Below are 13,460 nucleotides of genomic sequence, written 5' to 3' on the forward strand. Positions count from 1 at the left end.
TCCTTAATGTGGGGTGAGGGACTGGCGCAACTGCTGGAGGTGCTGTTGCCGGGCGCTGGGGGCGTCCGGGGTGGTCGGGGTGGGCCGTGTCAGCACCCCCGGGGTGGTGTCCAGCTGCTGTTGCCACTGCTGGGATTGCCACAGCAGGCGTTGCAGTTGGGTGAGTTGGGTCGCCACCGGGTCCTCTGGGCGGGGTGTCTTCTGCCATTGCTCCAGCAGCCCGATGGTCCGCCCCTGACGCTTGGCGTTCATATCGTTGATATCCAGGCCAAGAAAGCTAAACAGTTTGTCTTTATCGACATGGTTTGAGTCGCTACCCAGGGCGGCGGTGCCGCCGCTGCTGTGCACGGAGTAGTTGGTTTGGAAGATCTCCCGCAGATCATGGAAGGTGGCATCGCCGGCATAGCCGCCAATCTTGTTAGCCACAAAGTCCTTGCGTGGTGACCAGATGTCGACTGAATTGCTGGTCACCAAGGCAGCGGCCTCGGTCAGGCGCCCCCCTTCCGCGGCAGGGTTGTAGGCCAGTATTTCAAGGTTTTTTCCAAACACATGATCCGCGGCGAGTAGCCGCAACGCATTGCTGAGGGTCATGGTGCCGCGGCTGTGGCCCTCTAGATAGATCGGATTTGTATATTTTTTGTCCTCGGCGTTATACATCACCTCTTTGGCCGCCGCGGCCTGGAGCCGCGAGGCAGGGCTGGCGATTTTGGTGATCTCCAGCAGTTTCTCAATGCCGGCGGTCACCAGTTCCCCCAGCTGGTGGGTGGGTTTGGTATACGCCTGGTAGGTGGTGTTTTGGTAGGTTTCGCCGCTTTCCCGAATCTCGTGCGTTTTGTCATTCTTCGGCGTCATCTGCAAGGCCAGTTCCCCGGCGCGGTGGATGTCGTTGCTGATGCCGTTGCCGTAGAGGGTGACGTGTTTCTTTTCTTCGTCCGATAAGCGGCTGAGGTCGGCCAGGCTCACCGGCAGCACTTGGACATTGCCGATGCCGCGGCTGATGCCCCAGCGCCCGGAGGCCAGCAGGTCATGTTGCAGGCTGTAGTGGCCCTCGCCTTTATTGGCAATCATCTCCTTGACTTTGTCTTGATCCAGCACGCGGTTGGCGTTGTGGTCGGTGAGTGCGAGTTCTGCAACGGCGTGTTGGCGGAGTTTTCGGTCCGACCAGCCCGGATGGGCCTGGCGCAGTGCTTCGGTGCGTTCTTTCACCAGGGCATCGTTGGCAACATGGTCGTTGGTGCAGGGTTGTTGGATGCAGAACACTCTGTTGAGTGTGGGGGTGAGCATGTTGCTGATGCTCTGGTCCACCATGGTACGGCCGATGTCAGCCAGCAGGGCGCCGCCCTGGCTGCGCTGCTGGACATCGGTTTGCAGGGCGCCCAGGTCGGTGGGGCTTAAGGCCTGGTGGGCGCCGATGGGGTCACGGCGCAGGGTGGCCAGGGCGCCGCTGCTGCCAGGGTCACTGACCTGGATGTTTGTGGCGCTGACCACGGCAGCGGTGGTGCTGTGTTGGTTAACGCTGCGGTCTGCATTGGCCATCCATTGGCCGGCGCCGCTTCTCAGGCCGCTGTAGATCGACAAACCAAGGTTGGCGGTGCCGTTGGGGTTGTTTTTGCTCAGGCCGCTGACCAGGTCACTGCCGATGGTGATGCCAGAGGCGCTGGCGTTGGCGCTGTTGTGGTTGTGGATGTCGGTATAGCCAATGGTGTTGGTGGAGAAGGCTTGGAGTGCCTGCGGGGCGGTGCTGGTGAGGGCGCCGCCGTTAAATTGGCTATGGCCGCCGACGGTGATGTCATAGCCACCGGCACCGGCAAATAGGCCGCTTTGGTTGCGGACGCTGGCGTAGTCTTGGGTGGCGTCTTGGCGGTTGCGGCTGAAGGTGGCGGTGCTGCCGGCGCCGTTGATGACCCAGGTGCCGCCGATGCTGCTCTGGCGTTGCTGGGCGCTGGCCTGCAGGGTGTCTTGCAGGCTGGTGATGTCCAGGTTGCCGGCAATGGTGGCTTTAATGGAGTGGGCGTTGAGGTGGGCCCCCTTCATGGTGGCATCGCCGCCAACGCTGATGGTGGCGTGATTGGCCACGGTGAAGACGGTGTCAACCTGGGTGACGGACTGCTGGCGGGAGGAGCCGCGGCCGCGGGCCACATCGGCGCTGACGCTGGTGCCGCCGCCGGTCACCCCGATCTTGGCACCCAGGCTGGCGCTGCGGTGGCGCTGGCTGGAGGTTTGTTCTTGGGTGCTCTGGGCGCTGTGGGCGTCCAGGTTGCCAGCGGCGGTGAGGTTCAGATTATGGCTGCTGAACTGGGCGGCGGTGGCGTTGATGTTGCCGGTGCCTGCTTTGAGTGTGGGATTGCCTTTTTCATCCAGTTCGTAAACACCAAAGGCGGTGATGGAGATGTCACCACCGGCGCGTAATTGGGTGCCGCGGGCGGTGCGGGCGCTCATGCTGCTTTGGCTTTGGCTGCTGCTGGTGCCGACAGAGACGCCGATTTGAAAGGTGCTCGGCAGGCTGCTGGTCTTGCGCAGGGTGTCGATTTCGCCATAGGCCTGATAGCCGGCGCTGGCGGCGGTGCTCAGGGCACGCCAGCCGTAGAGGCTGCTCAGCCGTCCGGTGGGGGCGTTGCGGCGGTTTTTCAGGTCAGCCGAGACGCCCTGAGCGGTGCTGGTTAGAGCACTGTTGAAGCCTATGGTCAGGCCGCTTTGTTTGCTGGATTGCTGTTCGTGGGTGCTGAGGGTGTCGTAGACCTCGCCCAGGTCAACGTTGACGCCGCTGGCGCTGAGGTTGCCGGCGGCAAGCAGTTCGCTACCGGCAGCATCGACGTTGCCTTGGCTGGAGTGGATAGTGATGTTGCCATTGAGTGCAGCCACCGTATTGGCAACGCTGGAGGTGGCCTGGGTGTCGCCTTGTTCACTGGATCGGCTGGAGCCGATGCTCACACCCAGGCCGGCGCGGGAGAGGCCGCTGCTGCGCTGTTGGCTGGTGTAGCTGGAGCTGTGGGTGTTTTGTGCGCTCTCCAGGCGCACGCCCTTGGTGCCGAAGATGTCGATGTCTTGATCAGCAATGAACTGGGTGCCGACGCTGTGGACAGTGTCGGCGGCGGTGATGGTGATGTTCTTGCCGCCCAGGACGCTGGAGAGGGCGACGGTATCGGTGCTGCTGGAGGTGCTGTGGCTGCTGCTGGAACGGAGCAGGCCGCTGCGGCGGCTGGTGCGCTCTTGTTGGTCACTGAGGCGTGCTTCTCCGGCCAGCAGGGTCACGGCGCCGTGTCTGGAAGTCAGCGTCAGGTCACCGGCGCTGCTGTCCAGGGTCACGGCACGGCCGGTGATACCGACATCGGCGCTGATGTTGATATCGCCGTTGCCGGTGATACTGGTGCCGTGTTCGGTGTCGATGCGGGTGTGGCGGCTGTTGCGGGGGTCCCACTGGGTGGTGTCGCTGCGGTGGGTGTTGAGGGTGCCCAGGTGTAGGGGGCCGGTGGCTTTGAGGAAGGTGTAGCCGTCAGTGCCGGTGTTGCTGATGGCAACGGCTTGTTGGGTCATGGCTTGGTTGGTGCTCAAGCCGAGGTAGGCGCCGGGGCCGGTGACGGTGAAGCCGGCCTGTTGGTCCAGTTCCGTCACGCTGTGGTGGCGGGTGCCTTGGGTGGTGGCGTCGCGTAGGGTGCTGCTAGCAAGGAAGTTGCCTTGGGCATGGACTTTGAGGAAGTCGCCGGCGGTGAATTGTCCGCCCAGGTTGGTGAAGTCGCCGGTGGTGTGGATGTTGATGGCGTCGGCGGTAAGGCGGCCGCCTTGTTGGTCCATGATGTGGGTGTTGATGTTGATGAGGTCGCGGGCGTCAATGGTGCCGGTGTTGGTGAGGGTGTGGGCGTTGATGGTGGTGCTGGCGGCCGCCAGGAGGGCGCCGTCTGGGGTGAGGTCGCCGGTGCGGGGGCGCAGGTAGAGGCGGGGGACGAGGGCGACGGTGGTGGTGCCGTCGGGCAGGTGGACGTCTTGTTGGACGAGCCAGACGATGTCGCTGGTGAGTTGGGCCATTTGGTCGGCACTGAGGGCAATGCCGGGGCGCAGTTGGTGCTGTTTGGCGACGGTGAGGCCGGCGTCCAGGAGGGCGCGGTATTGGTGGTCGTCGTCGGTGTAGCCGTCCAGGCGGCGGCGGCCGGTGAGTTGGGCGATTTGTTCGCGGATGAGGCGTTGTTCGTAGTAGCCGTCGCCGAGGCGTTTGTGGAGGGTGTCGTGGTCGCCCAGGGCGTGGAGTTGGCTGTCGGCGCTGGTGTAGGGGCGGCCGAGGGTAAAGCGGGGGTCGGTGGTGATGAGGGTGGCGGTGTCGGGGTGAATGGTGAAGAGGCTGTTGTTGGGCAGGGTGAGGGGGCCGGTGGGGGTGACGGTGACGGCGGGGGGGGCGGCGGGGTCGCGGATGGGGGCGTTGGGGGTGGTGATGCTCTTTTCAGGGATGTAGGTGAGTTCTTGGCCGTGGCTGAAGCCGTTGTCGGCAAGGGAGACGGTGTGGAGGCTGGGGGGGTGTCGGTGACGGTGATGTGGCCGTCAGCAATGGTCAGGGTTTGGGTGCTGGGGTTGTAGGTGACATGTTGGATGGGCTCAGGGGCGTGGGTGGAGTCGGTGACGTTGTTGAATGTTTGGGCGGCAATGTGTTGGTGGCCGCCGCTGGTGATGCGGCCGCCAATCTGTGTGGTGGGGGTGGTCCGGGATTCATTGCTCCATGGTGCGGAGTCTTTGCCACGGTAGGTGGTGCTGATGTTTTGGAATCTGTCGGTACGGGAGAGTTGGAGGGCGCGGTTGTCGATCAGCAGGGCTCTGTTGTACTTGTGTTCGTCATCTGCTGTTTCTTTGGTCGGATGGGGGGGCAGGCCAACGATGGTTTGGTCGCCGCCGGCCAGCAGGTCGGCGTAGTGGTTGTAGAGGTAGCCGACGTCAATACGCATGGTGCCGCCAGACTGGATGAGGGCTGGGGCGCCGGCATCGGGGTTGAGGATTTCTTGTTGGGTGGTTCTGGTGGCATGACGTTCGCGCTCGTTGTCGTCGACATCGTTGGGGCCGCGGCGCATGTCAATGAGGGTGTGGTCTGGGTCGGTGTAGTCGTGCCAGGTGACGAGGCGGACGCAGTCGTCAGTGCAGGTGCCGTAGGTGGGGTCGTAGGTGAGGCGGTCATCGCCGGGGGCGTAGGTGATGGGGACGATTTTTAAGCGTTCGTTTTGCTGGGCGGCGTCCAGGCCGATGAAGGCGCTGTCATTGGTTGCGGCGGCGGCGACGTGGTCGGGGTTGGGCTGTTTGTCCTGACGGTCGGTGTAGTACAGGACGACGCTGTCGCCGGTGCGGGCGGTGAGGTCCAGGCGGCGGCGTTCAGCCTGGCTGGCATGCAGGCCACCACGGGCATAGAAGTAGGCGCTGGTCTGGGGGGTGAGGCGGACGATGGCGCGGTGGATCTTTTGGCCATCGGGGGTGATGTAGGGGGTGTCTTCGAGGATGTCGGCGGGGTTGAGGTAGTAGATTTCGTGGGCGTCGTAGTTGCTGCTCAGTCGGAAGTCGCCTGAGCCGCCGTTGGGTTTGTTTTTGCGCCAGTGGGGTTGGTACATGCGGGCTTCGGTCACGACGTCGGGGGCGTGGGCGATGTGGACGTTTTCGCGGATGTTGTTGAGGGTGGTGGTGGTGATGTTCAGGGTGCCGGTGATGTCGATGGTGGCGCTGCGGTTGTCGATGAGGGTGGCGATGCCGGTGGCGTGGAGGGTGTTGTCCAGGGTGGCGCCGATGGCGGCATCTCCATCACTGAGAATCATGGCGTTAGCGGTGTTACGCAGGGTGTCCGCGCCAATGTCTAGGCGTTGGCGGGCGGCGATGGTGGCGGTGTGGGTGTGGCCGTCGCTGGTTTCATCGCGGTTGGTGAGGGTGTGGGCTTGGAGGGCAATGTGGTCGCCGTAGAGGCGGCCGGTGCCGAGGTTGTCAATGGTGGGGGCGCTGAGGTGGGTGGTGAAGGCGTCGATGAGGCCGCGGTTGGTGAGGGTGGCGGTGGCGGTGAGTTGGGCGAGGTTGCTGGCGATAAGTTGGCCGGTGGCGGTGTTGGTGATGTCACGGGCGTGGACGGTCAGGTCACCGGCGTGGACAAGGCCGCTGTTGGTGAGGGTGTCGGTGGCGGTGAGCTGGGTGTGGGCGGTGGTCAGGAGCCGTCCGGTGGCGGTGTTGGTAATGGTGTTGGCTTGGGCGGTGAGGTCGGCGGCTTGGAGCAAGCCGCTGTTGGTCAGGGTGTCGGTGGCGGTGAGGGTGGCGTGGCTCGTAGCCAGGAAGGTGCCGGTGTTGGTGATGGTGTTGGCTTGGGCGGTGAGGTCGGCGGCTTGGAGGTGGCCGCTGTTGTTCAGGGTGCCGGTGGCGGTGAGGTGGGTGTGGCCGGTGGTCAGGAGTTGGCCGGTGGCGGTGGTGGTGATGTCATGGGCCTGGGCGGTGAGGTCGGCAGCTTGGAGGTGGCCGCTGTTGTTCAGGGTGCCGGTGGCGGTGAGGTGGGTGTGGCCGGTGGTCAGGAGTTGGCCGGTGGCGGTGGTGGTGATGTCACGGGCCTGGGCGGTGAGGTCGGCGGCTTGGATGAGGCCGCGGTTGGTGAGGTCGCCAGCGGTGGTGAGGGTGAGCAGGCCGGTGGCGCTGAGGGTGCCGGCGGTGTCGAGGCTGTCTTGGAGGGTCAGGGTGAGGGCGTTGCCGGCATGGAGGCGGCCGTCGCCGGTGAGGCGGTGGAGGTGCAGGGTTTGGCTGGCGCCGCTGAGGAGGGTGCCGGTGTGGTTGCTCAGGTGGTCTGCAGTGAGGTCCAGGGTGGCGCCGGCGCTGAGGTGGCCGGCGGTGTTGGTGAGGGTGTCGCTCAGGGTGAGGGTGAGGTTTTGAGCGGCGCTGAGGGTGCCGGCGGTGTTGTCCAGGGTGGTGCTGGCGATTTGGATGTGGGTGGCGTAGAGGCCGTTGTCTGGGGCGCCGGTGGGGGCGCGGGTCTGGGTGGCCGGGGGCGCGGTAAGGGGGGTGCTGTGGTTGTCCAGGGTGGTGGTGGTGATGTCCAGGGTGCCGGCGGCGGTGATGCGGCCGTCGTGGTTGTTCAGGGTGTCTTGGAGGTGGAGGCGGGTGTCGCCGCCGCTGTGGAGGCGGCCGCCGGTGTTGGTGAGGGTGGTGCCGTCAATCTGGAGGGTGCCGTTGCTGCTGATGTGTCCGGCGGTGGTGTTGTCAATGGTGGTGGTGTGCAGGTGGGTGGCGGTCTGGGAGTCGATGGTGCCGCCGCGGTTGTCCAGGGTGGTGGTGTGTAGGTCCAGGGTGTCAGCAGCCAGGAGGGTGCCGCCGTCGCGGTTGGTCAGGGGGGCGGCGCCGGTGTCGATGGTGAGGGTGGCGGCGGTTTGGAGGAGGCCGGCGGTGTTGTCCAGTAGGCCGGTGTGAAGGGTGAGGTTGCCGGTGGTGGTGCCGAGGCGGCCGCTGGTGTTGTCCAGGGTGTGGGCTTGGGTGTCTAGGGTGAGGGCGGCGGCGGTGAGGGTGCCGCTGCGGTTGGTGAGGCCGGCGCTGGTGAGCCAGAGGGTGTGGGCGGTTTGGAGGAGGCCGGCGGTGTTATCCAGTAGGCCGGTAAGGGTGAGGTGGGCGGGGCCGGCGGCATCCAGGGTGCCGTGTTGGTTGTGGAGGCTGGCGGCGGTGAGGGTGAGGGCGGCGGTGCTGGAGAGGATGCCGTTGTCTTGGTTGTTAATGGTGCCGGTGACGCGCAGGTCCAGGGGGCCGGTGGCGGTGTGGAGGATGCCGCCGCGGTTGTCTAGGGTGGTGGCGTGGAGGGTGGCCGGGCCGGTGATCTGGAGTTGGCCGCCCGTGTTGGTCCAGGTGCCGGTGGTGAGGGTGGTGGGGCCGTTAAGGAGGAGGTGGCCGGCGGTGTTGGTGAGGGTGTGGGTGATGTCTAGGCGGTTGGGGCCGGTGGCGGTGCTGTGGAGGGTGCCGCCGGTGTTATCCAGGGCGGCGGTGTGCAGGTCTAGGCTGCCGTTGGTGGCAATGGTGCCGGCGGTGTTGTCGATGCGGGTACGGGCATTCAGTTGGAGGGTGTGTTCTCCGTAGGCGGTGAGGTGGCCGCCGGCGGTAGTGAGGTCGTCGGTGTGGATGGTGATGTGTTGGGCGGTGGTGGTGGCGTGGCTGAGGTCGGTGTGGGTGCCGGTGAGGGTGAGGGCGCCTTGGCTGGTCAGGGTGCCGCCGTGGCCGGTCAGGGTGGCGGCGTCAATGTGCAGGGTGCCCTGCCCGCTCTGTTGGAGGGTGCCGCTGTCGTTGTTGAATTGGCCAGTCTCTAGTGTCAGTTCGGCGGCGTTGCTGGCGAGTACGCCTTGTTGGTTGTCCAGCTGGCCATCAATCCGCAGGTGGGCGCTTTGCGGGCTGTTGTGCAGGAATTGGCCGTGTTGGTTGCTGAAACGTTGGGCGGTCAGGTCAAGAGCGCCGTTAGTCTGGAATTGACCGGCGTCGTTGTTGAGGTGGCCGGTGTGCAGGGTCAGGGCGTTAGCCGCGCTGGCTACTAGGCCGTGTTGGTTGTCCAGGAGGTTGGCAATGGTGAGGGTGGCGTTCTGGGAGCCGGTGTGGAGGAGTTGGCCGTTTTGGTTGCTGAAACGTTGGGCGGTGAGGTCCAGGGCGCCGTTGGCGTGGAGTTGGCCAGCAGCGTTGTTGAGGTGGTCGGTCTTTAGGGTCAGGAGGTTCGCGGCGCTAGCAATGATGCCGTGTTGGTTGTCCAGGAGGTCGGCAATGGTGAGGGTGGCGTTCTGGGGGCCGGTGGTGAGGAGTTGGCCGTTTTGGTTGCTGAAGGTGTCGGCGGTGAGGTCCAGGGTGCCGTTGGCGTGAAGTTGGCCGGCGGTGTTGTTGAGGGTGTGGGTGTGAATGGTGGCATCGGTGGCGAGGGTGAGGATGCCGTGTTGGTTATCCAGGCGTTGGCCTTGGAGGGTGAGGCGGTTGAGGGCGGCGGTGCCGTCGCGGTTGTCTAGGTCGGTGAGGATGGCGTCGATGGGGCCGCCGGCGGTGATGTGGCCGCCGCGGTTGTCAATGGTCTGTGTGAGGGTAAGGGTGCCATGGGCCAGGTGGGGGACGGTGGGGGCAACGGGGGAGGTGGTGGGGTCGGTGGCCGGGGGGGCGGTGACGGTGGGAGGGGCGTTGCTAATCGGGGCCGTGACTGTCGGGGTGGCCGGGGTGGCGGGCGCTGGGGTGTCTAGGACGCCAAGGCGGCCCTGGTCCTGGTTGTCCAGGTGTTGGGTCTGGAGGGTGAGGGGTTGGAGGCCGGTTTGTTGGATGTGGCCGCCGCGGTTATCCAGGCGGGTGCCGGTGATGTCCAGGCGGGCGGCGTTGAGGGTGCCGCTGCGGTTGTCAATGGTGGTGGGGGTGTGCAGGGTCAGGGTCTGGGCGGCGCTGATGAGGCCGCTGTTGGTGACTTGTGCGGTGGCGTTGAGTTGGGTGTCGGTGGCGGATTGAAGGCGGCCGGTGTTCTCCAGAAGACCATCCACGGTGACGGTGAGGGGGGCGCTGGTGGCGCTGAGTTGGCCGGCGTTGCGGACGCCCAGGCCGTGTTCGGTGCCAATCAGGGTGATTTTGCCGGCATACATGCCGCCCAGGGCGGAGACGTCCAGGGCCACGGTGGGGCGGTCGCCTGGGGGGGCAGGCAGGGAGGCGGTGGGGTGTCCGTCCAGGGCGACGGTGGCGGGGCCGGTGGTGGTCTGCAGGGTGTGGGCCCAGAGGCCAGCGTTGAGTTGGACGGTGCGGGCAATGAGGGCGGTGTAGTCGGTGCTGTGGCTGTCTAGGCCTAGGCCGTCAATCTGGATGGCGCCGCCTTGGACGCGGTAGTGGTCTAGGGCGCCACGGGCGTTGAAGATGGGGGTGCCGGTGGTGAGGGTAAGTTGGTGGGCGTTGATGACGCCGCAGCCGTTGCAGGTGATGCCGGAGGGGTTGGCAATGATGAGTTGGGCGCGGGCGCCAGCCACTTCCATCGTGCCGTGCAGTTGGGTGGAGGTGGGGCTGTTGACTTCGTTGAGGATGATTTTGGCGGTGCCGGCGGCCAGCCAGGGGTTGCCTTGGACGGTGCCCGCCAGGTGGGTCTGGGTCGGGGTGCGGGCGTTGTTGAGGATGGCGCCTTGTGGGGTGATGTCAAATTGTTGGTAGGTGTTGCGGGAGACGCCCGCTGGGCTGGGGGTCTGGATGTTGATCAGGGGGGCGCCGTTGGGGGCGGTGAGAATGGTGGGGCGTTGTTGGCCGGGGGCGTGGGGGTCAGCCACCACTTGGGCGGTGGCCATGCCGGTGATACTCACCCAGCCAAGGCTGAGCCAGAGGGCAAAGGGGATGGGATGGAGGCAGGCACGGGCTGGCCGTTGCGCTGTCGGGGAAGGACCTGGGGTACCGCCGGGTGCGGTGGTTCGTTCTGAGGCCACTTGCCACAGACGCAGGGCACGGTTGTAGATGAGGCGGTAGAGGTCCTTGTTCATGAGGTTTCCTTTGGGTAAGGGGCATCCCGAATCGTTTGGTGTGGGGGGATGCTGTGTTAATGGGTGATTTTTGTCACATTTTATCAGGGGCGACAGGGGAAGGAGGTGAAGACGAAAGGGAGGAATTTGCCGGATGTGGATGTCAGAAAAATCTGAAAGACGGTCAGAATCGGGGGGATGGGGGGGGATGGACCGATTATTTGAGGGGAGCGGACAGTTTTTTGGAATCAAGCGAAAGGCGGCAATCGCTGACGATATCCGCCAGTTGTTGAGCGCTTTCTTTCCAGGAAGTAATAGGCACATGGCTGGAGATGGGTCTGTCAGAGGTATGAAGCCACTGCGCCACTGTCGCCGACCAGGTATCCGGAGCAGTGCCATCAAGGTAGTGGGGGTAATCAGCCATGATTTCGAGGAATACTGGCAGTGGTCTGGCCAGAATGGGCAGCCCAAAATGGGCTGCTTCTAACAACGGTAATCCGTAACCTTCTCCTTCGGACAGTGCTAAGAGGGCGGTGGCATGGACGTACAATGCCGACAATTCGGCATCGGCGGCATCGCTGAGCCAGAACAGTCGATGGCCTGCCTCGGGATGTCGGGTCAGCTGGATAACCAATGCATGCTCGGACCACCCACGCTGGCCCACTACGACCAAATTCACATCTTCGCCCTGCTCCCAAAGTTGCTCGCAAATCCGTAAGGCGTGGACATGGCCTTTGCGTGGCTCCAACGTGCCGACGATCAGCAGAGTAGGACGCATTTCCAAGGCTGTACGGAGTTCTTCGCGGATCGTTTCCTGTGGGGTAGACACTTCGGGAAAGCTGACACCAAGTGGGAAATGTTTCACTTGTGGCGGTATACCAAACTGGTAATCCACCGCTGTGTCCTGTAACCATCTGGAGAGTACCTCGGCAGTGGTGGCGGAAATACAGGCGATGCCATCGGCCAGATGAGTAACGGTGCGGAGCCATTGTTCAAACAGGTTGCACGTGTATGGATGGAAGCAATCAGGCAAGGTGATTGGCAACAGGTCGTGCACTACGAAGCAGGTCGCCACTCCAGCACGGCGCCAATCCTGCAAGCGGGCACGGGCGGCGTTGATCGCCTCCGGTGCCCAATCCAGGCCGACGAAGACATCACCGGGATAGACCATCACAATCCCTTCCTGCGGGGTCTCTGACACGAGGCCAAGTAGCTGTGCCGTGAAACTCCGTGCATAGTGATACTGTCCTTCACGTAGATATATCGGGACGATGCACGCTGCCGGCGGCGGCGTGCTCAACCATTCACGCAAGATGCTGCGGGTCACACGGGACGTGCCGGTACCGATATCAGTCTTTGCAATCTGACTGACATCGACCAACCATTGTGGCGTATGCGGAGCAACGCGCATTGAGCAGATTGAAAACGCGGCCTGAGCCAGATCGTCGCGTGACGCATCACCGGGCAGTGCAGCCAGATCAGTCACCAGTTGAATCTCCGTGATCGGCAACATTTCGGGGGCCGCTGTCTCGGTGTGTGTCATGGGGGAGACACCACTCAGACGCTGCGACTTTATTCCGGAAGATCGCACTTGCAATCGTGTCAATGCGTCCAGCGCACGTTGCGCCACGCGATCCCAAGTGAATGCTGTAGCACGGCGCAAACCATAATCACGCAGCGACTGTAACCACTGTGGATCATCAAGCACCTGGGACATGCGGGCACTCAAGGCAACATGATCTTCAGGCGGAAACAGGATGTCCTGACGCCCCGCCACCTCTGGCAGGCTAGCCGCATCACTGCACAATGTGGGTGCGCCACAGGCCATCGCTTCCAACACGGGAAGTCCGAAACCTTCTAAACGGGATGGGAACACGAACAAGGCACACAGCCCATAAAGTGAGACCAAATCGCTATCGTTGACACGGCCGGTAAACACCACTTCCTGCTGGTCCAACCCCAGCTGGCGACACAATGCGATCATGGATTGGTGCACTTGACGATCATCACCCAGCACAATCAACTGGTGGCGTTGCCGTATGGCCATCGGCAGCAGTGCAAAAGCACGCAGCAACGCAGGGACATTTTTGCGCTGATCTAACCCACCGTTGTACAGCACATAAGGACGGGTGATCGAAAAACGCGCGAGTAAGTTGCCGTGCTGCTGCGCATCGAACACCAGTGGACGGAAACTTGAATCAACACCCCCACCGATGACAACAAGACGTTCCGGATCAAGGTGCAGCCGCTGTACCGCCTCTTGTGCAGTCCATTCAGAAAGGCAGAAGAGTAAATCGCAAGTGGGCAGGAAAGCGCTGCGCCGCTCATACCAGGCCTTGGGCCGGGCTCCCGGCAAGAATGCTTCCGGATCATGCAACGGAATCAGATCGTAGAGGGTGGCAACACGGCTTGTATGAAACAGGGGTGCATCTGGCAGTACCCCATCTTCGTCATACCCCTCAAATACACTGCTATGCCACACCGTATCTGCATCCAAGCATGTCAGACCATAGTGGCTCAAACGCGAGGCTGCATGATGACGCCACGTATTGCCAGTCAGATGTTCGGAGGTGTGGCGCGGCAGGCGCAACAAATGGATGCGTGTACGCGGCAACAAGGCACCAAATTCTGCAATTAATGCATCACTGGCTTGCTCCAACGGTGCATGCAAAACGAGGTGAATCGCGTGGGCCTCACCCGCTTGGCGCAGCAGTGCCTTTGTCAGTTCACGGGTATAACGGCCGATACCACGCAGATGGCTACGCGTCTGCGCGCCAAGCAAATCAATGACCAATTTCACAAATGGCCATCCTTGCCTGCTGCAATCAGCAACTGTCGGTAGACGGATAGGGCCACCTCAGGCAAATCCGCCTCACCGACGTCGAGCAAGGAACGACGATATTTACGCGCACTCACATGATGCCTAAGCCAAACATCCACCGCTGGAACGCAAGACAGTAAGCGCACCATCAGACGCTTGAGGCGATCATGGCGAGCAATCAACGCGGTAATCCGAGACAGTGACATAAATGACTC

At 63.3% G+C, this 13,460-nt stretch carries 4 protein-coding genes; all 4 read right to left on the bottom strand.

Annotated features, from left to right (window positions below; translation table 11 throughout):
- Positions 1 to 3: 3 nt before the first annotated feature.
- A complete protein-coding gene (locus F7G16_RS12830; protein ID WP_425527309.1) occupies positions 4 to 3,534 on the bottom strand; it encodes a hemagglutinin repeat-containing protein in 3,531 nt (1,176 codons plus the stop codon).
- Between the two features lie 74 nt (positions 3,535 to 3,608).
- Positions 3,609 to 10,445: a two-partner secretion domain-containing protein gene (locus tag F7G16_RS12590; protein ID WP_425527300.1), complete on the bottom strand. Its 6,837-nt coding sequence runs from the start codon at positions 10,443 to 10,445 to the stop codon at positions 3,609 to 3,611.
- A 196-nt stretch (positions 10,446 to 10,641) separates the two neighbouring features.
- Positions 10,642 to 13,224 carry a glycosyltransferase family 4 protein gene (locus F7G16_RS09910; protein WP_004088231.1) on the bottom strand — a complete coding sequence of 861 codons (2,583 nt, stop codon included), beginning with the start codon at positions 13,222 to 13,224 and terminating at the stop codon, positions 10,642 to 10,644.
- Entirely contained in the window at positions 13,221 to 13,451 is a 231-nt protein-coding gene (locus F7G16_RS09915) for a hypothetical protein (protein WP_004088229.1), read from the bottom strand. Before F7G16_RS09915 ends, F7G16_RS09910 begins: the two co-directional genes overlap by 4 nt.
- Positions 13,452 to 13,460 lie beyond the last annotated feature (9 nt).

Source organism: Xylella fastidiosa, assembly GCF_011801475.1.
GTDB classification, from domain to species: Bacteria; Pseudomonadota; Gammaproteobacteria; order Xanthomonadales; family Xanthomonadaceae; genus Xylella; species Xylella fastidiosa.